This is a genomic window from Chitinophaga polysaccharea (genome assembly GCF_007829335.1).
GTDB lineage: Bacteria > Bacteroidota > Bacteroidia > Chitinophagales > Chitinophagaceae > Chitinophaga > Chitinophaga polysaccharea_B.
In genome coordinates, this window is sequence record NZ_VIWO01000008.1 from 185,905 (window position 1) to 208,459 (window position 22,555).

Sequence of the window (22,555 nt, forward strand, 5' to 3'; positions counted from 1 at the left end):
ATAACAAGTTTTTAAAATGAGTGACGACATCATATGGATTTTACTGGGCAAACAGGCCAGCGGTGAAATCACCGCCGAAGAACTGACCGCGCTGGATGTCCTGCTCGCCGGGCATCCGGATGCAGCGGCACTGCAAAAACTCGTAACATCCATATGGGAATCGCCCACTAACGTAATGCCTGTTGATCAGGCAGCGCATCAACGTATATGGAATCGTGTCAACAACCAGGCACGTCATTCTTCCGCCTGGCGTATACCACGCAGGCTGGCTGCTGCTGCTGCCATCGTCGTGGTTATAGGCTGGACCGCCTGGAAAATCACGATGCCGCATGTATACTCCTCACGGCAACAAATCAGTGAAGCCGGCGCGGGTAAACTCAGCCTGACATTACCCGATGGCAGCAAGGTATGTCTTAACCATCACAGCCGGTTAGAATATGATGACCAACAGTTCGGGAAAAAAAACAGGGAAGTAATGCTCACCGGAGAGGCATTCTTTGAGGTGGCGGGACATGCGGCCCACCCATTTATCATTCATACCAGTCGTATGAATATTACAGTACTGGGTACATCCTTTAATGTAAAGGCCTATGCAACTGACAGCATTATTTCGACGACCCTTATCAGCGGGAAAATAGCAGTGTCTTTTCCACATCAGCCCGGGAAAGCGCTGGAATTACAACCAAATGAAAAAATCATTGTGCCCGCCACTACTACTGCCAGTATCAATGTAGTGCGTTCCCTCGCGCAAAAAGACAGCAGTGGAAAGGCAACCGACTTATTGTGGCTCAACAACAAGCTCGTATTTGACAACGAATCATTTGCAACCCTTGCAAAGCAGATGGAACAATGGTATGGCGTATCTATACATTTCGCCCATCCATCGCTTATGCAACTAAAGTTCTCTGGCATTATAGATACAGAACCAATAGAAGAAACATTGAAAGCCTTACAGTTATCCCGATCCTTTACCTTCCAGGTACATAACAGGGAAGTATGGATAGACCGATGACCAGTTTAAATAAACCTACAATGACCTAACATATTACAACGCCCTTTTATTACGTCAACCACTTATTAATTCCATGTTATGAAAACAACGCTATTACTAAAAATAGCCATCACCTTTCTTGTGCTGGCTTGTACCCAGGGCTATGCCACGGCATGGTCGCAGGAAAAAATAACGATCTCCCTGGAAAAAGCCAGCATCAAGACGGTATTGAAAACCATCCAGGAAAAAAGCCGCTGCCGCCTTATTTATAATGATGATCTGCTTCCGGATCAAACTTCGGTATCCTTACATGTCGAAAATGCTACAGTGCCTCAACTACTGTCAACAGCCCTCCAGGGTACCGACCTGGGTTATACCATGCTGAACAATAATGCCATCGTAATAAGGACGAACACAGTAAATGCCGACAAAATAACAGGTACGGTAAAGAATGAAAAAGGCGATCCACTGATCGGCGTATCCGTAAAAATAAAAGGAACCACCATCGGCACAGTCACCAACGAAAGCGGCCATTTTGAATTACCAGCCACTCCCGGTGCAGTCCTTATCTTCAGCTATGTTGGTTACGAGCAGCAGGAAGTGGGCAGCAGCCGTAGCGGGCCTCTCACCATTACCCTCAAAGAAAGCGCCAGCGGCCTGAATGAAGTGGTAGTGGTGGGTTACGGTACACAGAAAAAAACTTCTTCTACTGCCGCGGTAGCCGCTGTGCAAGGCAAAGAACTGGCTAAATCCCCGGTGGCCAATATATCCAATTCCCTGGCAGGAAACATTTCGGGCGTAAGCATGCGGCCCAATGGCGGACAGCCAGGCAGAGACAATCCGGATATCCATATCCGGGGCATAGCTACTACAGGAAATAACGCTCCTTTAATTGTGGTAGATGGCATTATTCGCAACAACATCAATGAAGTAGCTCCTACCTCCATTGCTTCTGTCACCGTGTTAAAAGATGCCGCAGCGGTAGCGCCTTATGGCCTCGGCGGCGCCAATGGCGTTATACTGATCACCACCAAAAGAGGACAAACCGGCGTACCCACGCTTTCCCTCAACAGCTATTATGGCTGGCAAACGCCTACCTATTACCCTAAAATGCTAAATGCACAAGACTATATGCGTCTGCGTAATGAGGCATACCTGAACGAAAACCCAAATGGCACCCAACAACCGTTCGCCCAGGATCTTATCAACAACTATGCAGACCTCCATGCAAAAGATCCCGATAAATATCCTGTCAGCAATACTAAAGACCTTGTTCATATGCAGGCGCCCGTACAAAACTATAACCTGCAGCTCAGCGGAGGCAGCAAGGTAATGCGATATTTTGCCAGCATGGGCTACCTGCAACAGGATGGTATGTTCGACCCGGTAAAATATAAACGCTATGACTATAACGTTAATATGGAAATCAACGCCACCGCTACCACCAATGTTACCCTGTCGCTCATAGGCGCCGTACAAAATACCAACAGCGTAGATGCCGCTACTACGCCAGGTCAGCTATTCCGCAGTGCTTACAAACTGATACCGATTACCAATCTTTACTATAGCAATGGCCTATGGGGTGAGTTTGCCGGCAATTCACCGGTTGGCATCCTAAAGGCTGGGTACTCCCATCGGAATGCTAATTCCCTGTTAACAACCATCGCAGTAGAGCAACAACTGCCTTTTATAAAAGGGCTTAGTATCAAAGGTACTTTCAGTTACGATCCCAATGAGTTCACTATTAAGGGATGGCATACGCCTTTTTACTTTTACGCCCAAAATACGGCTACTACCCCGTACACCTATACGAAACAGATTTCTACCTCTGAAGGAAATGCAGCCCCCTATACGTGGCTGAACCAGGAATATGCTAAAAATCAATACTTCACTTACCAGGGATACCTGAACTATCGTAATACTTTCGGCAAACATGAATTCAGCGGATTACTGGTAGCAGAAGCCCGCAGAAACGATTCTACCGGCTTCTCTGCCCGGCGTAACAATTTCGCCATCAACATCGATGAACTCAGCATGGGCAGTTCCAACAAAAATGATTTCGATAATAATGGCTCTTCTGTGAGCGGAAGCCAACTGGGTTTTGTTTACCGCGTTGGATATATCTACGATCATAAATATCTCTTTGAAGCATCCGGACGTTATGACGGCCATTACTTCTTTGCACCTGGCAAGCGATGGGGGTATTTTCCCGCTTTCTCTGCCGGATGGATCCTCTCGGAAGAAAATTTTCTTCGTGACCGTAGCACCATACTCAATTACCTGAAGTTACGCGGATCATGGGGTAAATCAGGTAACCTCGCCGGCGCCGCCTTTCAGTATTTAAATGGTTATAACTTATATGGCAACGCCTATGCCTTCGGCAACGGTACAATGGTGCAGGGCTCCCGGATTACCACCGAGGCTAATCCCAATATTACCTGGGAAATATCCACCAAAACAGATGTGGGATTAGATGCCAGCTTCTGGAAAGGATTGCTCACACTGGAGCTCGACTATTTTCACGAAAAAAGAACAGGCATGCTTTTGCCGCCTGCCGTTACGGTGCCCGTGGAATATGGATTGGGGCTCTCTGATGAAAACCAGGGCATCATGGAAAACCGCGGAATAGAAATATCTGCAGGTACCCAGCATCGCTTCGCCAATGGCCTGCAACTCAATCTGAACGGCAATTTCAGTTATGCCAAAAACAAGATGATCCAGGTGTTTGAAACAGCAGCTACCTTTAATAACCCCAACCGCAGAAGAACCGGCCGGCCCATGGGCACACAGTATGGCTACCATGCACTCGGATTGTTTACCACCTCCGATGATAAAAATAACGATGGTATCATCGACAGCCAGGACGGATACCATGTTACCCAATTTGGCGTACTGCATCCCGGCGATATCCGCTACGCTGATATCAGCGGCCCCGACGGCAAGCCGGATGGTAAAATAGATGCGTATGATGAAGTGGTAACCGGCAACCCGGTATATCCTTTTATCACGTACGGATTTACCGCCGGCGCCTCCTGGAAAGGATTTGACCTTAGCTTGTTCTTCCAGGGCTCGGCATTAGCCGGTTTAAATATCCGCGGCTTCCAAACGGTTCCGTTCAATAATAACAACAGCAATTCGTCCTACGAATACCTAAATAACCACTGGACACCGGCTACACAGGACGCCCGTTACCCGCGTGCCAATCAATCGCCCTATGCCAACAATACCCAGAATTCCAATTTCTGGATGATGAAAACAGGATACCTCCGTCTGAAGACAGCAGTACTCGGATACACACTACCCGCACGCATCGCGAATGCTGCAAAAATGCAGAGCGTTCGTTGCTATGTATCCGGGCAAAACCTGCTCACCTTCAGCAAACTGAAGTTCATGGACCCGGAAGTAGGGTATACCGACCTGGAAACCGCCTATCCCAATCAGAAGGTGTTTGTCTTTGGCCTGAACATTACATTCTAGTTTCATTCTCTTAAAAACAAAAATATTATGACCCGTATACTCCGGCTCCTGATCATTGGCATATTACTGCTCTCCTGTAATAAACAATTCCTGGAAAATACCGATAAAACCAAATTAACAGATGCCACCCAGTGGAGCACAGAAGGTAATGCCGACCTGTTTCTGAATGATATCTATAATACGCTGCCCAACTATTGGAATCAACCCGAAAACCTGGATAATTTTACCGACGACAATGATGCGGGATTTTATTATACTTCCTATAACTGGAAACAAGGAATAATATCTCCCGCGTCCAACGATTATACAGTATGGGGAGGTATCACCGGTTCTGGCGATCTTACCAACTGGCCGGCTATATTCATTAGCATCCGTAAGTGCAACACTTTTCTGGCCAACGTAAAAGCCAATGCCTCCAACTTCTCCCCTGCCTGGTTCAATAAAAGAATAGATGAAGCACGCTTTCTGCGCGCCTTTTTCTACAGTGAGCTGTGGATGCATATCGGCGGTCTGCCAATTATTACGGCGCCCGCCGACAGGCGAACCATGGATAGCGCAGGCTTATATACTCCGCGTAACACCTTTGCAGAAACGGTGACCTTTATCACTACGCAACTCGACTCCGTTGTAAAGGGAGGCTACCTGGCAGTAAAATATAACCACGGAGATGCCGATGCCGGCCGCGCCACACTGGGCGCCGCGCTCGCACTAAAAGGATGGGTAGAACTATATGCTGCCAGCCCCGCATTTAATGCTGGGCAACCTGCTGCCGGCGCGGATCCCCAACAGGTGGCCGGCTACAATAATTACGATGCCAAACGATGGGCCACCGCCGCTGCTACTTTTAAGCAATTTATTGACCAATACGGTAGTAACAAATCCTACGAATTATTCCCCAACACAGCTGCCATCTGGTATGAAGCCAATGAATACAATTCAGAAGTTGTGTGGGACCGGCAGGTAGTAGCCAATACAATGGGATCTTCATTTGAGCAGTATGGCGGCCCGGTATGGATTAATGGCAGTTATTATACCTGGGGGAACTATTGCCCTACCCAGGAATTGGTTGACCAGTTCTTTATGGCCAATGGAAAACCCATAACCGATCCTGCATCCGGCTACAACCCCCAACAGCCATATGTGGGTCGCGAAAAAAGATTCTATGACTGGATTGTTTATGATGGCGCTCCCTATAAAATGGATTGGATGGACAAAGCCGACACCATCTATACCCGGATCGATAAAGTTCATCCTTCCAAAAACCAAATAGATTTCGGTACCGATGACGTAGGCAATACCGCTTATTATTTCAAAAAACGGCTCAATCCCCTGGTACGACCGGGCGGCGGCGCCGTTAGCGGTGCTAATTTTATTTACTATCGTTATGCCGAAGTACTATTAGGCTATGCCGAAGCGCAAAACGAATCAGCAGGCCCTGACGCATCGGTATATAATGCCATAAACCAGGTACGCAAACGCTCAGGACTGCCAGACCTGGCGCCCGGCTTGTCAAAATCCGAAATGCAGGCGGCCATTTACCAGGAAAGAAGAGTAGAGCTTTGCTTTGAAAAAAAGCGCTTTTATGATATCATCCGCTTGAAAACAGCGAATACAGTCATGAATGCGGATAAACACGCCATGAAAATTACCAATACGTCGCCGGTCGATAATGCCGGGGTATGGAAATACGAAATAGTGCCGCTTAATCACCCTCACGTATTTACACAAAAAATGTATCTCAACCCGGTACCCCAGGATGTAATTGACCGGAATCCGAAAATAGTACAAAACCCGGGGTATTAGTAGCATGCTGACAGTAAAAGCTATTGTGGCGAATGAACGGCAAGGGCTTCATAAACCGGCCAGGTAGTTTCGCTGCAATAGCTTATCAGCTTATCACCACCCCCTATCCTGATCCAACGATGCATTTTGTATAAGTTTGATAAGTTCGTTTGCAGGTCCTTACGTCTTTCCCGGGTTGTGGCCCACCTGGGCTTTCAGGGGAAACATAACTGCTATGAGTAACAACAGGAGATAGCATTGCAGGAGGATAAACATATACACCAATTTACAAAGAAATATCCGGCGTTATGCAGGTCGCTATTACTTGATTAATTCACAAACCGCTTCAGCCCGGGCGTCATATACACCGCCAGCTTCCCGTTGGCATCGCGGTAAATCAGGCAGGCATCCAGGTCCTTCCGCCGGGCCAGGAACTGTTGTGTAGCCGCCAGGCCCATCACCATAAACGCAGTATCATAAGCATCGGCGGTAATAGCGTCATCGGCAAATACAGTGACACTCAATAAATCAGTAGGGGTAGAAAAACCGGTTTTAGGGTTCACAATATGCGCAAATGTTTTGCCCTGTTGCTGGTAGTAGTCGCGATAGTTGCCGGCAGTGGTGGCCGATTTGTTATACATGCTTACCCTGACAGGCCGGTCGTTGGTAGCGAGTGGGTAATCAATAGCAATGGTCCATGGAGCGCCGTTTTTCAGCCCTTTACAGCGCACTTCTCCCCCTATCTCCACCATATAATCAGTAACTCCCTGCTGCTCCAGCAGACGGGCTATTACATCTACGCTGTAGCCCTGTGCTATACCATCGAAATCCAGGCGTACCTGTGTTTTTAACTGGTGCACCTGTACTTCATCGAAAGCGATGTTGGTAAAGCCTACATATTGCAATAGCGAATCTGCTTTTTGCCACCAGGGTGCATGGGTGCGTTTTCCCTGGCGATAGGCTTCTGTGAGGGGCATCACCGTAGGGTCAAAAGCCCCGTTGGTAGCGGCATATACTTCGGCCGACTTTTGCAGCACGGGGTAAAAATAGGGCAGCTGGTACTGCCAGGACCCGGTTTTATTGAAGAGCGACAATTCGGAATCCGGGCGGTAATGCGATAAACACTGATCAATATCTTCCAGCGTATGCACAATTACCGCCTGGAAATTCCGCTGCCGGGCATCGGTATACATCACATGCCAGGTAGTACCCTGGGCGCTGCCTTCCAGCGTGATCACCTGCGATGGAATGCCGGCCATCCATATCCATAACAACCAACCGATGCCGGGCATAATTATTCGGTTAAAATGGTCATCAATTCTTTCAGGTGCTCCTGGTATACTCCCCGGGGACTGCTATGATATTTCTTCGCTATCGAAGCCGCGAAGCCTACCACTTCTCCCATCATACCACAGGTGCGCATTACACGGGTACTGCCAAAGGCTACGTGGGTAGTGCTGATATTACGCCCTGCCATAAACAGGTTGCTGATATTATGCGAATACAGGCAGCGGTAAGGAATGGTGTAAGGCGCTACTCTGATGTGTTTGGTACCGGCAAAAAATTCCTGTCCTTCAAAATATTTGCTGTTCTTGGGATCCGGGAAATGCAGGTCTATCGTCCAGGTGGCAGTCACCGCGCCATCGGGATACATTTTGCCTTCCTGTATATCCATCTGGTTTAAGATGTGATCGCCCAGGAGCCGCCTCGATTCCCGCTTTCCGCCTATATACGCCACCCAGGCCAGTTGCTGCTTCGCATATTTTTCCGGTTTGCTGTTTTTGAGATAAGACCAGTTACCATACACGGCGCGTAGGTTATGGTCACGTATTTTCTCTGCATCCCGGATGGTATTAAAATTACCGAAGCCGGTTTCCCATTCCCAGTCGGCCCGATAACTGTCGATATGATATTCATCGGAAAATTGCAATGCCCACGGCGTAGCAGGGAAGGTAGTAACACTGTCTACTGCCACAGAAGCCCAGAGGTTGGAGGTGCCCAGCGTGAAGCTGTCGGGCTTTTCTGCTGCCAGCGATTCTCCTGTCTCCGCCTTGCTTTCGCGCCCCATGCGGAACTCCGCTCCTGCCAGGTAGCCGATGGTGCCATCGCCGGTACAATCAGAAAAATAAGTACCGGTATAACGGCTTTCCTGGTTGGTGCTTATATCCCGCCCGATAACAGCGGTAATATGATCGCCTTCTTTTTCTACTTTATACACATAGGTATTCAGGAAAAGAGCGAGATTTTTTTCCGCTTTAACGATGGCTATTTTCCGGTCATCGCCATATTCGCTTCCGTCCGGGTTACCGTTACCCGGATCCCCGTTATCCATCTCTCTTACAATTCTCCCCAGTTTGGGGTAATAGTTCTTATCAATTTCTCCCCGCAGGTGTACCCTCACCTCAGAACTGTTGTTACCACCCAATACCGGCCGGTCTTGTATCAACGCTACTTTCAATCCCATGCGGGAAGCAGAAATAGCGGCGCAGGTACCGGCAATACCGCCACCTACCACCACCAGGTCGTAGTTACCCGCCTCTTTTGGCTTTTCAGTCAGGTGTAACAGCTGACGCCGGAACGCCGCCAGCGCGGCAGATTCATTGGGAGGAGTAAATTTAGCAGCGGTGGTAAACAACAGGGCATCGCAGCGCCCATTAAACCCGGTCAGGTCTTTCAGGGATATTTTCACCTGCTCGTTATTAACGGTTACTTCTCCCCCGTCATACCATTTCCAGGTATCATCGCCGCTTTCTCCAAATACAGGTTTCAGGGCTACATCATTGATCAGCACCTGGAACTTACCGGGTCCTTTGGGAAACGGCGCCCAGTCTTTAGTGCGTACCCATAAACGATACTTGCCTTTTGCCGGGAAGGTAACCGTGGTGGAGGCGTCCTTTACCGGGCGGCCCATACCGTGCGCCATCAGGTAGGAAGAGCCCATCACCGCAAAAGATTGCTGGTCCACGACCCAACCGCCCCTGTCGGTAAATGATTCGGTTTCTACAAACACCTGCTGCTGCGCCTTCAGAGATAAAACACAACAACAGAGCAACCATACGTGGAATATTCTTTTCATCTTATCTGTTATTTGATTGAGGTAAATAATCTTTCAGTATTGTTTTAATTTGCGGTGTTCCGGGTTGTTGCTGTAGCAAGGTAACAATGGCGGCAGCCTTATCGCCATCTGCCTTTCCAAGCGCATTGCCCAGCTGTTGTATAGCCGGTGCCGGTAAGGGAGATGTGCTCTGCAACAGGGACAATAGCAACCCGGTTTGCGCAGCGTTGGCATCGGCCAGGGTGCCGGCTATCCGGGTGGAAAGTGTTGGCCGGATTTTTACTGTTTTCAATTTACGCAGGATATCTAACTGAAATGGGTATACGCTATTGGTATACATACCCCATAGCCAGTCCTGCCGTTGTTGACTATTGAAAAACGCCGGGGCTATCTTCTGCAAGATATACCGGGAAATGAAAATATTTTTGCCGCCCATCACATCTTGTAAATCCTCCTCAAACCCCGGTGTGATCCCACCGTTTTTATCCATCACCTTATCGAGTGCCCAATATTGATATGCATAATTGCCAGACAATAAAAAGCGGTGCTGCAGGTCCTTGCTGTTGTAGCCTTCCGTAATGCGCTGCATTTCCGCTACCACGGGGCCATGCACAATATGCCACAGGGTGTAGCAGGTATATACGGCGCCGGGGATTACTTCCTGCTGAATCGTTTTCAACGTGGCGCCGGTGTGGGCATCCACCGAATCGGTCAGCTTTTCAGTACCGGGTACAATCAGGTCGGTGATCTGCAAATCGGCCAGCAGCGAATTGTCTTTTTCCAGGATTGCCTGCAACTTTTCATAGTCCGGCAAGCTAAATTCGCGGTGGTCCAGCTTGGTAAGTATTTGCGTAGCGGGCAAATCATATCGGATATAATTTCCCAGCAGGTCCCAGTAAAAATTGATATACACCGGCTTACATTCTCCAGTATAGCAAACCGGTGTAAATATGTTCCTCGAATAGTAAAGCGGCCTGCCGGCTCTATCCATCGCTAATTGCAGGGTATACGTCAGTGTGTCATTTTCGCGGATGGTAAACGATGCCCATTTCGCGGCTACGGGTAACAAGGCACGATTCTTCAGTATGTCCACATTGCCCGTATCAACAGAAACATCCGTGGCATACCCGGTATAACCCATTATTAGTAAAAGAAAAACAAACAGGTACTTCATATCTGGTAATTATTGATAGTCGAGCCAAGCGGTGGCTTTACACGCCTGGTTACTGCTGAAACGGATCCACCTGGCCTGGAATCCTTCCGGGAAATTGTACCGGGAGGTAGCACCGGGCGCTACGGTCAACGTTTTATAATTCATCCAGGTACCATTACCCACCGGGTCTATCTCGATGGTGAAAGTAACAGCGCTGCTGGCATCGTGCGATAATTGCAATTGGCGGTTGCGGTAAAATCCAATCAGGTAAGGATCTGAGGGTGCCCCGGCAGTAACCGCCGTCTGTTTCCACGGACCACCATGCCCGGTAGGGCGTCCCAGCTTCCACAGGTCATCGATAGCGCCAGCCCATACGGCCGCCTGCTGATCGTTTGATACAATGAGGTGTTCGCCTGCTTTTGCATGAGGATCTATACCTGTCATGATCAGCATGCCCCGATAGGCGGCATAGTCATGAATCCGGAAATGATGCGATGCCACGGGTCTTATTTTCGCATAGCCGTCAGCGTTCTCCGCCGGCAGTTCATAAAAGGTACCATGACAATTAAAGAGGTCCCTTTCGGTAGACACTTCCCGGCAAATACGCAACGTAGCCTGACGGGTCAGATCAGTATACGCTGCATCGCCCAGTGGCAACCGCCAGCGGCGGCCTTTATCATCTACCACCAACACGGAAGCGTCATCAATGATAACAGGTTTTTCGGGGATCACAAAGCGTTGCCGGATAAAATGTTCCATTTCTGCATCTTCTTTCTTCACCAGCTGCATGTTAGCATTGAGCTCGTAGTAGCCTGCCTGCGTCGCTTTTCCCTGCTGCCAGTTGACCGCAGCCACACCCAGTCCCCGGCGATCATCGCCCAGTCCATATAACAGGCCGCCGCGGGTATTAGCGGTATTCACGGTACTCAGCCCGTTGAACATTGGCGCCGCCATCGTATTCCTGTTATCATTTCCGGTGAAGAAAAAATGTGCCGTTGCCTGCACCGCTGCGGTAGCCGTTACACGTATCCATTCTCCCCGCAATTGCTCCGGGAACATCACTTCCGTGGCTTTCCCCGGAGCAGCGGTAATGGTTTGGGTCTTGCTCCATTTACCATCGCCCTTAACATCAGTTTCCAGTATAAACGTTACCGGCTGCGAACTATTATGTTGGAGATGCAAACTACGTTGTTTCCAGCCGGCAAACAGGAAAGGTTCCGACGGAACGCCCGCCTGCACAGCTTCCTGTTGCCATACCGCTCCTTCCGCGGTATTAGGGCCGAGCAAGTCGGGCTGCTGCAGGGAGGTAAACCACAGGTTAGAGTTCGATTGTCCGGGGCCTTCTATGTTTCCTTTGGCCGGCCGTTTATTCAGGAACTCGTTATGTGCAGCATCATCGCAACCAAATACCAGCTGGTTGTTCCAGCGGGCATAGTCGCCAATCACTTTCAGGTAGGCGCTACGGGGACGGATACCTGCGGTATGCCCGGAGGAAAACGCTCCCGGGAAATGCCAGAACATGCCATGCATGGTCATCAGATAATCCGGTTTTGCCGCCGTACCTATATCGCGGATGCGGGGCCATTCTGTATTCCAGCCATGCGCACCGTCGTAAGCGTGACTGGCTTTGGGCAGGCGAAAGAACTGCCATTTGCCCTGATCTCTTAATGCCAGCAACACGGATTTGTGATCCCAGCCGATGCTCCAGATAGGATCGGTATTGGGATGCGCATTGCCTTCAATACCGCCAGGACCGGTAATTTCGGTGAACTGGTTACGACGTACCACCGTCCATGTTTTGCCATTCCACTCAGCGAGCGAGCCGGCAGGAATATCAAATTGTACCAGTGCCTGTGGACCTGGTTCGCCGTTGTTGGCGTATACCAGCACGCCCTGGCCGGAATACATACCTTTTCCATGCGCTCCCGGCAGCAAGGCCATGGGTGCATTCGCTACGGTATCTGCTCCTTTTTTGTTTTTCACATTGCCATCTTCAAACAACATGGTAGGTTGCAGGGTATGTACATCCACCTCGTAAAAGCCTTCTTCCATGGTACCGTAATATATTTTACCGGCAGGATCAGTCAAATGGCGGGCGTTGGCCGTATGCCTGCCTGGCATTACGGTGTAGGGAATAACCCTTACCTGGCCCTGATCACCGATCGCATAGGGACCTATAAACAACTGTTTACTTTCCCGGTGTATCATGCGATTGGCAGGGGTACCGCCAATGCTTTCGCTGCGCACAATTTGTTGCAGGGCCGGCGTAACTTCATAGAGCTTATCTGAAGATCCAAACGGCATATGCGGTCCATAGGTGATCACCCATAGCTTGCCGGCCCAGGGCACTACCGCGCCGGTACCACACTCCCCTTCCTGGTTATACATGGCTAGCTGCGGATAAATACCACTGAATGAACGGGGCTTCACCGACTGTGCATGAGCCATTCCTATCCACATGCTGACGCCTGCACACAACGCCCAATATTTTCTTTTTCTCATAGCTGGAGATGATAACTTTAATAGTTAGGATTCTGTACCAAGTGACTGGTCAACACTTCGGTAGACGGAATAGGCCACAGGTATTGCCGGGTAGCATCAAACTTGCGTACAGCAATCCGTTTCACCAAACCGGCATTGTACATGGGGGTAAAGTCAGCCACACCATCGTCATCAATAGCAGGCGTTTGCGGGAAAAACCACAACCCGGGTTTCACCACTTTCTCGCGCAGGTCAGCCGGTTCCAGCAGGCCATAGTTGCCCTTGTTCAGCACCTTTTCCGCCAGGCGCCAACGAATAATATCCATGTAACGGATGCCTTCCAGTGCAAATTCCATCCTCCTTTCAATGCGAATTGTTTTGCGGAGCGCCGCCTGGTCTGTAGCCGTTACGGCCGGATACGCCGCCGTATTCGTATAGTCGGTCCCGTAAGCACGGGCTCTCACTTTATTGATGGCATCGCGCACCGACTGATCTGTTTCGCCCAGTTCTGTTTTAGCTTCTGCATACATCAGCAATACATCTGCAAAACGAACAATGATATTATCCGGTTCTACGTTAAAGGAATTCAGCAGCCAGTCGCCATCTACTCCCTTTTTCCAGATCAGCCCGTTGAAGGAAGCGTATTGTGCAATGGACCGGGTGTCTTTATTCTCTACATATTTATTCTCTGATACTTTCAATACGGTGACCGAATCGGGATGCGGCTGGAAAATATAGCCCAGGTGCGCCGTCTGGAAAGGCACGATGGTAGCGGCGCAACGGGGATCACGATTATCGAAAGGCTTGCGTGGATTAAATAAAGGCGATTGACTGATCGGTAGCCCATCGGTGCAAAGGAAAGCGCAAAACAAGTCCCACGAAGGATCTTTGGCTGCCCAACCTCCTGAATTACGGCTTACATAGTTCTGGCAATCACCCTGCGTCACCTTCAGCGTTACCGACCGGGGCATTCCAAATACCATCTCCGGCGAGTTCTTTGTTTTGGAAAGAAAAAGGTCGCCGAAATTAGCATGCAGCTGGTAGATGTTCAGATCCATACAGGCTTTGGCTGCATCACGGGCAATAGCCCAATCGCCCATGTACAGGGCAATGCGTGCTTTCATGGCCAGGGCTGCTCCTTTGGTAGCGCGTTTGAGGTCGTTGCTGCTATAATTGGTTTTCAGGTTATCGATAGCAAAGTCAAAGTCAGCATAAATCTTCTTCAATACTTCCGCTTTAGGCATTTGCTTCTGTTGCAAAGCCTGGTCAATATTCAGGCTGGAATCGGTATATACAATATTGCCATAATGTGCCAGCAATATGGAGAACTGTGCGGCTCTTACAAACTTAGCTTCCGCCGTATAGGCATTGATCTGGTCGGCCGACAATACCTTATTAGCGCGGGAAATACGCTGCAAAATATTATTGGCTCTGGCAATGGCCTTATAGCTATTGACCCACAGATCTTTTACAAAGCCGGATTCCCCATTGATGGTAGCCCCGGTAACATCGTTGGTAACATCGCGGTATATCCAGTCGTCGGTATTTTCATCGGCATCTTTTGTCCAAAAGACTATTTTATACAAACCGTTAAGCGACATTTCAATTTCTTCTGCATTGGAGTTCCAGGTTTCACTGGAGCCATCTGACAGCGGGTGCAGGTCCAGACTGCCACAAGACATGATCAGCAGGCAGGCGATAGCGAAAAAAATAAGTGACTTCATGATCGTGGCAATTTAAAATTTAACGGATGCACCAAATACATAACTGGTAGTAATAGGATAGGCAAACTGGCTCTGCTCCGGATCCCATCCACGTGGAAAATGATGAATAGCAAACAGGTCGCTTACGCTGGCGTATATACGAATGCCCTGTATATGTACCTTCTTCGCCCAGCTGCCTGGCATGGTATACCCTGCACTGATGTTCTTAAGGCGGAAATAAGCGCCATTGATCAGCCAGAAGTCAGACATGGTGTAGTTATTGCCTGCAGAAGTATTGCTGTAACGCGGATATTTAGCAATGCTATTTTGTTCAGGCGTATTGTACCTGCTCCAGGTATTTCCATCGAGGATGGCGGGAAAGTTGCCATAATTTTCAGGCAGCGGCCGTACAATATCCGGGTAAAGCCGGGCATTTTGTTTGCCTACGCCCTGCATCACAAGGCCCAGGTCCCAGTTCTTATATCCCACCTGTATAGAAGCGCCATACTGGTACCGGGGTAGAGAGCCCCCCAACAGCACGCGGTCGTACTCCGGTGATATCTTTCCATCAGGCACGCCATCCGGGCCACTGATATCTTTATAACGCACATCGCCAGGCTTTACGTTGGCATTCAGCTTGGGTGATTTATCCACGTCGTCCTGTGTCTGGTAAATACCATCGGATACATAACCGTACCATTCATCAAACTCACTCCCCTGTTTTTTGATCCGGTCGCCGAGGAACTGCGTTCCGCCCAGGTCGCCCATGCGGGTAACGAAGTCAGATACGTTAACTGATATGCCATAATTAAAATCACCGATCCGGTCGTTCCAGCTCAGCTGCGTTTCCCAACCTTTTGTATACATCTTACCGGTATTCTGGTAAGGATTGTCGTAGCCGATGTAGTTAGGGATCTGTAATTTCAGAAGTATGTCGCTCGTAGTTTTTTGATAATAATCGCCCGTAAAACGGAGTCGGTTTTGTAAGAAGTTGATGTCTGCGCCCAGGTCCCAGGAGCGGGTGGTTTCCCAGGAGATGTCGCGGATCACGTACTGCCATTGTGCGGCAGATTGTGCCGACGTAACGGTATTGCCTTTATAAAACAGGGAGTTGTTTTCGAAACTCAGCAACGCCTGGTAGGGGTAGTTACCAATTCTTTCGTTGCCCAGCGAGCCCCAGGAAGCGCGTACTTTCAGAAATGCCAGCCAAGGGGCCGCCTTTTTCAGAAAGGCTTCTTCCGATACTACCCAACCGGCAGAGAAGGAAGGGAAAGCTCCCCAGCGATATCCCGGCGCAAAGCGGGAAGAAGCATCGTAGCGAATATTTGCCTGGAGCAGGTATTTATCTTTATAACTATAAGTGGCCCTGCCAAACCAGGAACGGTAAGCATTTTCAAAAGCGCTGCCGCTGTTATCGCGGAAATCCAGCGGTCCCAGGTTCAGATAAGGATAGTTACTCAGCACATATTGTCCGCGGGAAGCACCGAGGTTTTCATTGAAAGCCTTATAAAATTCATATCCGCCCATTATACCAATGCTATGTGCTTTCAACTGCTTGTTATAGTTAACCAGGAACTGCGTAGTGTAGCGGTAGTTATCGTTGCGGGCCTCTTCCAGCTTGGTTTCCGTAGCCCCTTCGATATAACCGGAAATAGAACCGGGGTTATTCCAGGCAGTGTACGGAATCTTTTTGGTAAACTTTTTCTCTTTATCAAAATTCAGGAAAGGAGAAACGATACCGGATATTTTCAATCCTTCAACAGGCGTAAAATCCACGGCTACCTTTCCTCCCAGCTGGTTATACCAGATGTCGTCGAAGCCTCCGTATTTAGTGAGTGCGTAGATGTTGCTGCCATCCTTGCCGGCGCCGATACGGCCATCCGACCACATGGCTGCATAGATAGGCGGCATGATACCCATTTTATACATGTAGCCTGAATCGGGGGTGGGCGACTGCTGCACTGAAGACCGCCGGAAGTTAATATCTACGCTGGCAGCCAGGTATTTGTTGATGGTGATATCGTTGTTTATGCGTGCAGTGATGCGGTTATAGGAACGGTTGTCGTATAAACCGGTATTCTTATCATACCCCAATGAAACCCTGGAACGCAGGGCTTTTCCGGCGCCGGCAATACTGAGCAGGTGGCTTTCCCGGGGAGCGCTCCTATGCAGGATCAAAGACCGCCAGTCGGTGTTGGGATATTGGTCGGGGTTCTGGGCATGTAACTGGGCGTAGTTGTCTACAATATCTTTAGTATAGGTAGGATATTCGTTGGCGTTATTACCGTTATCATTCCACCGGAGTTCGTTGGTCAGCTGCATATAGCGCACGGCATCCACATATCCCGGAAGCTGGGTAGGTTTTTCCATGCCGTATTCATAGGAGTAGTTGAGGTCCAGCTGCCCGTTCCTGGCGCGCTTGGTCGTTACCAGGATCACACCGGCTGCGGCGCGGGAACCATAAATAGAAGCCGATGCGGCATCTTTCAACACCGAAATATTATCCACATCATTGGGGTTGATGGAGTTAATGTCATCTACCGGTACGCCATCCAGGATGATCAGCGGGGTAGCGCCTTCATTGGAAAAAGAGGTGATGCCGCGTACCCTGATCTGGGCAGAAGCTCCTGGCGCGCTGTTGCTACGGGTCACCATTACGCCGGGCATCGATCCCTGCAAAGCGGTGGATACCTGGGTGGTTTTGCGGGCGGCAATGGCATCGCCTTTTACGGTAGCTACTGCGCCGGTAAGATCGCTTTTCTTCACGGTGCCATAGCCGATCACCACCAGCTCATCCAGCGCGGTGTTGGCGGCTTTCACCAGGCGGATATCCAGTTTAGACAGGCCTCTTACCGTAACTTCCTGTTTCTCGAAACCAATATAGGAAAATATGATGACGCCTCCCTGGTTTACGCCGGAGAGTTTAAACTCCCCCACCTCGTTGGTAACGGTAGCATTGCTGGTACCTTTTTCCAGTACCGTAACACCAGGCAAAGGCGTGCCGGCATCATCGGTCACGCGACCGGTAACATTCACCTGAAAAGTGATTAATCTTAGTATAGGCGGCAACGTTAGGTCCGGTTGCTTCCGGATGGAAATTGTTTTGTCCAGGATGGTGAAAGTAAGCCCCTGCCCTTTCAGTGCGGCGCCCAGCAATACTTCCAGCGGTACTTTTTCCATAGAGATGGAAACAGGATGACTGTTTTGCAACAGGTAGTTGTCGTAAAATACCACGTACCCGGTTTGTTTCCGGATGGCAGTAAAGATAGATTTGAGTGATGCTTCTTTTCCGGAGAAACTGACAGTCTGGGAAAAGCCCGCTGCACTTACATTCAGTAAGGCAACGGTGAGCAACAGGAACGTTAACTTCATAGCTAACAGCATTTTGGTTGAGCATAACGTGCTGGTCCGACGGGGCACGCGTACAGGGCCCCGGCTGCAAAGAGCGTTACAATTAATTTGCATACATTTGCATTGTTTGGTTGAGTGAATAAGGAGTCTTCGCCGACTGTTTTGTTCTTCGTTATCCAAATACCGCCGGAAAATGTTACCAGCATTTCCGGCTTTTTTTTGCATAACAAGCTAATATGCACCACGCTGGTGGTGCAGTGGAATTTATCTCTTCAAATACGTGGTTTTTATTTCAGCACTGTGATGTTCTTACCTTCTATTTTAAATTTAACGTTGTTCTCTTCCAGGATGGTCAATACTTCCGATAGTGGCAACGACCGCTGTATGGCGCCACCAAAGCTGCGCTCAGGGATATCTCCTTCATAAATCACTTTTACATCATACCATTGTTCTATTTGTCGCATGACCGTGGGCATATCCGCATCGGTAAACTGGAAGAAACCATTTTTCCAGGCAATGATTTCATCGGTATCTACATGATTGATCAGTGATAGCTGGTCGTTGCCATGTACCTGTGCCTGCTGGCCGGGCTTGAGCACCATCCGGGTATTGCCGGCGCTCACACTTACCGCTCCTTCCACCAGGGTGGTGCGGGTACTGCTTTCGCCGGAGTAGGCATTTACATTAAATCGTGTACCCATTACCGTTATATCCGTAGCGCCGGCCTTCACTTTAAAAGGCTTATCGGGATTGGCAGCTACTTCAAAATATACTTCCCCCGTAATAGATACGCTGCGGTCTTCACCGGTAAAAGCAGCCGGGAAAGCAATAGACGAAGCTGCATTGAGCCACACGCCGGTGCCATCGGGCAGCAGGAGGTGGTATTGTCCGCCCCGGGGCGTGGTCATGGTATTATACAAAGGCTTACCGTTGCCATTTCCTTCATAGGTCAGTTCGCCGTTTGCCCGCTTGGTAATGATTACATTGCCCTGCTGGGCCAATACGCCGTTGGCGGCGCTGTCGAGCACAATCACGGCGCCATTTGCCAGCGTGAGCAATGCATGGTTGCCGCCCGGCGCCACCTCGTTTTTATAACGTTGCTCCTTTCCTGCCACCGGTGCAGGAGAAGCCACAGGCGGCCGTTGCTGCTGCCACCACCATCCTGCGGCCGCTACCAGCAACAGGCTGGCCGCAGCCCACCAGGCGTAACGGAACACCCGGTACCGGGGCCTGGCTTCGGTGGCAAATAACGACGATACAATGCGGTCTGACATATCATCCGGCATCTGCGTTAACGGCACATGCATTTCCCAGGACTCTCCCAGCGCAGTTTGCAGCGATTCGTCGTCGGCCCCGTCAATCCATTGGGCCAGCTCCACCCGCTCTGCCGGGGTAGCCGTATGATCGAAATATCGTTTTAACAGGTATTGTATTCTTGCCGGTAACATGTGATGTATTTATAGGATACCCTCCCTTTTTCCACCTTCCGCCTATAATAGACAAACGGGCGGAAAAAGATAACTAGTGGAAATGAAAATATTTTTTACGATGAGAAAGTATCGAGGATCAGCAACAGGCAGGACGCGCCGGTAACGGTATGCAGATGGGTGCCCAGCTGTTGACGGATAGTGCGCAGGGCGGCTATCATATGGTTATTAACAGTAGCGGGAGAGATATTCAGGCGCCGGGCTATTTCTTCATGCTTGAGGCCTTGTTCCCGGCTTAGGGTATATACCAGTTTTTGTTTGGGCGGCAGGGTGTCTACGGCCGTCTGTAATTTCTTCCTCACCTCACGCATGCTCAGTTGGTCTTCCACGTCCGACTGTACCTGGTCACCCGCCTTATTCAGCTCCGCCAGTATCAGCGTTTCTTTGGCCATCCGCCGGAACGCATTCAGGGCATGATGCTGGGCCATCCGGTAAATATACCCGCCAAACTGGTCAATATGCACCAGGTTGGTCCGGTCTTTCCATAGCTTCAGGAAAACGTCCTGGATCACATCCTCTGTCATCTCCGGCGAATCGGTGAGCCGCAGCAGGTAACTGTACAACTTATGTTTATACAGGAAAAAAAGCTGCGTAAAGGACTCCTCATGTCCCTGCGCCGCCTTGTACAGCAAATGTTTTTCAGCGTTTACATGCTCCATGAAACCGGATAAAGTGGAATAGTATTACATAACGTAGCCAGACTAAAAGTAAAGATTCAATTTGAATATTGGAATACTATCCTGTCAAATTTTCCCACTAATTTACCTATCTTGGTATACACATATTCCACGTTTTTCTGAACCCATATACGTAACTATCATGTCTTTACGTCATACCAGTTTTTTATTGCTGCTGTTTCCATTTCTTGCTGCCGGCGCCCAGGACTTCCGTCAGTCTAATACCGACGAATCGAAAGTGCCGCCCTATACCCTGCCTGATGTACTCAAAATACCCGATGGCAAAGAGGTACGTACCGCCGCACAGTGGCAGCATACGCAACGCCCCTACGTTTTCCGTCTTTTCGAAGAAAATGTATACGGTAAATTTCCCCGTGGCCCTGTGAATATGCGCTCAAAAGTGGTATCCACCGATGAGCATGCCTTGAATGGCACGGCTATCCGTAAACTGGTGGACATCTATTTTAATAATGATACTTCGGCAGTGATTCACCTGTTGATGTACCTGCCCCGTACACACCGTCCCGCGCCGGTATTCCTGGGCATGAACTTCTTTGGTAACCAATGTGTTTCCAATGATCCTGTGATACCAATTACGGAGAAGTATACCATCAACGGTCCCGGCGTAGTCAATAATCATGTTACCGAAGCCTCCCGCGGAAGCCAGGCAGAACGATGGCAGGCAGACACCCTGCTGGCGCATGGTTTTGGCCTGGTCACCTTCTTCTATGGCGATGTGGAAGAAGATTACCCGGAAGGATGGAAACAGGGATTCCGCGCTAAATTGCGCACCGCGCTGAAAACAGCACCGGAAGAATGGAGCGCTATCGGCGCCTGGGCCTGGGCACTATCCAGGGTGATGGACTATCTCCAAACAGATCCCCGTGTAAATGCCAAACAGGTGTGTTTGAATGGTCACTCCCGCCTCGGCAAAACCGCCCTCTGGGCCGGTGCAGCCGATCCCCGGTTTGCCATCGTGATCTCCAACGAATCGGGCGAAGGCGGAGCCGCACTGGCCCGGCGCTGGTACGGCGAAACCATGCCGATTATCAACGACCACTTTCCTCACTGGTTTAATAACCAATACAAACAATACAACACCCACATCAATGATATGCCGGTAGATCAGCATATGCTGCTGGCATTGATAGCGCCACGACCTTTATACGTGGCCAGCGCGGAAGACGACCAATGGTCTGATCCAAAAGGCGAATTCTTAAGCGCCTGGCATGCCGGTGTAGTGTACAAATTATTCGGAGAAAAGGCAATCGGCAGCGATCAGTATCCCGCAGTGCATCAACCAGTAGGAGACTGGGTAAGGTATCACGTGCGGGCAGGGAAACACGATGTGACAATATACGACTGGCAACAATATATTGCCTTTGCAGAGCGGTTCTTCCGGAAAGGCTAATCACTTATACTAATAAAACAGGTGGACGGATCACATCCGCCCACCTGTTCTCTATACTGAAATCTTATTATTATAATTCTCTTACCCAGATATTACGGAAGCTCAGCGGCTCGCTCTTATCACCATGTGCCTGCAGCTTAATCGGGCAGGCGCCATGTGCCTGGCGGTAAGCCGGAGCGCCAATGTATTGGGTAGGTCCTTTTACTTCTACATTGTTCTGTACCAGTACACCGTTGAATAAAACGGTTACCCGGGCAGGACTGGTCAGCGAACCATCTGCTGCAAAAACCGGGGCGGTCCAGATCACGTCATACACATTCCACTCTCCTGGCGCCAGGGTAGGATTAGCCAGGGGAACAAATTGTTTGTAGATACTACCGGCCTGACCATTCGTATAGGTTTTATTCTTATAAGAGTCGAGCACCTGCAATTCATAACCCGCATCGCCCTTACCCAGGGAAGCCAGGAATACGCCGCTGTTGCCGCGGGCCTGCCCGGATCCGGTAATATCAGAAGGTACTCTCCACTCAATATGTAACTGGTAGTTGGTAAAGCTCTTTTTGGTTTCGATATTCCCTACATGTTTATTAACCGTCAGGATACCGGAACCTACGGTCCATTCGGCCGGTTTGCTCCGGTCGTCGGCCATTACCCACTGTTCCAGGTTTTTACCGTCAAATAAAATTACCGCATCGGAAGGCGCGGCACCGCATTTACCGGGTTTTACTTCTGGTGGAACAGGTGTATATACTTCGGTATCTTCTGGCTTTGCTTTTTCCTGAGCCTGAGCCGCGCAAAAACCACCTGCCAGCAACATCGTAAATAAGAATTTTCTTTTCATAATCAATTTTTAACTGGAATGAATATCTGGGTCAAAATAATAACCGGTGTCACAATAATATATAAAATAGTATACTGACGCAAGCACTTTTATACCGGCGGCCATCGATTTGGTAACATACAGTTAACACAAAAAAACATTCTTTG

At 49.5% G+C, this 22,555-nt stretch carries 13 protein-coding genes; 4 read left to right on the forward strand and 9 right to left on the reverse strand.

Annotation, left to right across the window (positions count from 1 at the left end; all coding sequences use genetic code 11):
* The first annotated feature begins 16 nt into the window (after positions 1-16).
* The 3 genes from FHW36_RS24315 to FHW36_RS24325 all read left to right on the forward strand — a co-directional run bounded on the left by FHW36_RS24315 (position 17) and on the right by FHW36_RS24325 (position 6,271).
* The gene (locus FHW36_RS24315; protein WP_145673018.1) at positions 17-1,012 is read left to right on the forward strand and encodes a FecR family protein; all 996 of its coding nucleotides are present in this window, start codon (positions 17-19) and stop codon (positions 1,010-1,012) included.
* A 78-nt stretch (positions 1,013-1,090) separates the two neighbouring features.
* Positions 1,091-4,468 (forward strand): SusC/RagA family TonB-linked outer membrane protein, encoded by a 3,378-nt coding sequence (locus tag FHW36_RS24320; RefSeq protein WP_145673020.1) that lies wholly within the window; start codon positions 1,091-1,093, stop codon positions 4,466-4,468.
* A 27-nt stretch (positions 4,469-4,495) separates the two neighbouring features.
* A complete protein-coding gene (locus FHW36_RS24325; protein WP_145673021.1) occupies positions 4,496-6,271 on the forward strand; it encodes a RagB/SusD family nutrient uptake outer membrane protein in 1,776 nt (591 codons plus the stop codon).
* A 308-nt stretch (positions 6,272-6,579) separates the two neighbouring features.
* Here FHW36_RS24325 and FHW36_RS24330 read toward each other — a convergent pair whose 3' ends face one another.
* From FHW36_RS24330 to FHW36_RS24365, 8 genes are all read right to left on the reverse strand, one after another.
* A complete protein-coding gene (locus tag FHW36_RS24330) occupies positions 6,580-7,542 on the reverse strand; it encodes an FAD:protein FMN transferase (protein WP_145673022.1) in 963 nt (320 codons plus the stop codon).
* A 2-nt stretch (positions 7,543-7,544) separates the two neighbouring features.
* Entirely contained in the window at positions 7,545-9,326 is a 1,782-nt protein-coding gene (locus tag FHW36_RS24335) for an FAD-dependent oxidoreductase (RefSeq protein WP_145673023.1), read from the reverse strand.
* A gap of 1 nt (position 9,327) precedes the next feature.
* Entirely contained in the window at positions 9,328-10,479 is a 1,152-nt protein-coding gene (locus FHW36_RS24340) for a hypothetical protein (RefSeq protein ID WP_145673025.1), read from the reverse strand.
* Positions 10,480-10,488: 9 nt separating this feature from the next.
* Positions 10,489-12,960: a hypothetical protein gene (locus FHW36_RS24345; protein ID WP_145673026.1), complete on the reverse strand. Its 2,472-nt coding sequence runs from the start codon at positions 12,958-12,960 to the stop codon at positions 10,489-10,491.
* A gap of 17 nt (positions 12,961-12,977) precedes the next feature.
* Positions 12,978-14,663 (reverse strand): RagB/SusD family nutrient uptake outer membrane protein, encoded by a 1,686-nt coding sequence (locus FHW36_RS24350; RefSeq protein WP_145673027.1) that lies wholly within the window; start codon positions 14,661-14,663, stop codon positions 12,978-12,980.
* Between the two features lie 12 nt (positions 14,664-14,675).
* The gene (locus FHW36_RS24355; protein WP_145673028.1) at positions 14,676-18,014 is read right to left on the reverse strand and encodes a TonB-dependent receptor; all 3,339 of its coding nucleotides are present in this window, start codon (positions 18,012-18,014) and stop codon (positions 14,676-14,678) included.
* A gap of 266 nt (positions 18,015-18,280) precedes the next feature.
* On the reverse strand, positions 18,281-19,441 hold the full coding sequence (locus FHW36_RS24360; protein WP_145673029.1) for a FecR family protein: 1,161 nt from the start codon (positions 19,439-19,441) through the stop codon (positions 18,281-18,283).
* Between the two features lie 95 nt (positions 19,442-19,536).
* Positions 19,537-20,139, reverse strand: a complete 603-nt coding sequence (locus FHW36_RS24365; RefSeq protein ID WP_145673030.1) for an RNA polymerase sigma factor — start codon at positions 20,137-20,139, stop codon at positions 19,537-19,539.
* Positions 20,140-20,299: 160 nt separating this feature from the next.
* Between FHW36_RS24365 and FHW36_RS24370 the strand changes: the two genes are divergently transcribed.
* On the forward strand, positions 20,300-21,568 hold the full coding sequence (locus tag FHW36_RS24370; protein WP_145673032.1) for a glucuronyl esterase domain-containing protein: 1,269 nt from the start codon (positions 20,300-20,302) through the stop codon (positions 21,566-21,568).
* Positions 21,569-21,638: 70 nt separating this feature from the next.
* Here FHW36_RS24370 and FHW36_RS24375 read toward each other — a convergent pair whose 3' ends face one another.
* Positions 21,639-22,409 (reverse strand): 3-keto-disaccharide hydrolase, encoded by a 771-nt coding sequence (locus FHW36_RS24375; protein WP_145673033.1) that lies wholly within the window; start codon positions 22,407-22,409, stop codon positions 21,639-21,641.
* Positions 22,410-22,555: the final 146 nt, after the last annotated feature.

What these genes read in the sequence shown, in the direction of transcription:
- FHW36_RS24315 (WP_145673018.1), top strand. Translation starts at nt 17, where the DNA reads ATGAGTGACGACATCATATGGATTTTACTGGGCAAACAGGCCAGCGGT.
- FHW36_RS24320 (WP_145673020.1), top strand. Translation starts at nt 1,091, where the DNA reads ATGAAAACAACGCTATTACTAAAAATAGCCATCACCTTTCTTGTGCTG.
- FHW36_RS24325 (WP_145673021.1), top strand. Translation starts at nt 4,496, where the DNA reads ATGACCCGTATACTCCGGCTCCTGATCATTGGCATATTACTGCTCTCC.
- FHW36_RS24330 (WP_145673022.1), bottom strand. Translation starts at nt 7,542, where the DNA reads ATGCCCGGCATCGGTTGGTTGTTATGGATATGGATGGCCGGCATTCCA.
- FHW36_RS24335 (WP_145673023.1), bottom strand. Translation starts at nt 9,326, where the DNA reads ATGAAAAGAATATTCCACGTATGGTTGCTCTGTTGTTGTGTTTTATCT.
- FHW36_RS24340 (WP_145673025.1), bottom strand. Translation starts at nt 10,479, where the DNA reads ATGAAGTACCTGTTTGTTTTTCTTTTACTAATAATGGGTTATACCGGG.
- FHW36_RS24345 (WP_145673026.1), bottom strand. Translation starts at nt 12,960, where the DNA reads ATGAGAAAAAGAAAATATTGGGCGTTGTGTGCAGGCGTCAGCATGTGG.
- FHW36_RS24350 (WP_145673027.1), bottom strand. Translation starts at nt 14,663, where the DNA reads ATGAAGTCACTTATTTTTTTCGCTATCGCCTGCCTGCTGATCATGTCT.
- FHW36_RS24355 (WP_145673028.1), bottom strand. Translation starts at nt 18,014, where the DNA reads ATGAAGTTAACGTTCCTGTTGCTCACCGTTGCCTTACTGAATGTAAGT.
- FHW36_RS24360 (WP_145673029.1), bottom strand. Translation starts at nt 19,441, where the DNA reads ATGTTACCGGCAAGAATACAATACCTGTTAAAACGATATTTCGATCAT.
- FHW36_RS24365 (WP_145673030.1), bottom strand. Translation starts at nt 20,139, where the DNA reads ATGGAGCATGTAAACGCTGAAAAACATTTGCTGTACAAGGCGGCGCAG.
- FHW36_RS24370 (WP_145673032.1), top strand. Translation starts at nt 20,300, where the DNA reads ATGTCTTTACGTCATACCAGTTTTTTATTGCTGCTGTTTCCATTTCTT.
- FHW36_RS24375 (WP_145673033.1), bottom strand. Translation starts at nt 22,409, where the DNA reads ATGAAAAGAAAATTCTTATTTACGATGTTGCTGGCAGGTGGTTTTTGC.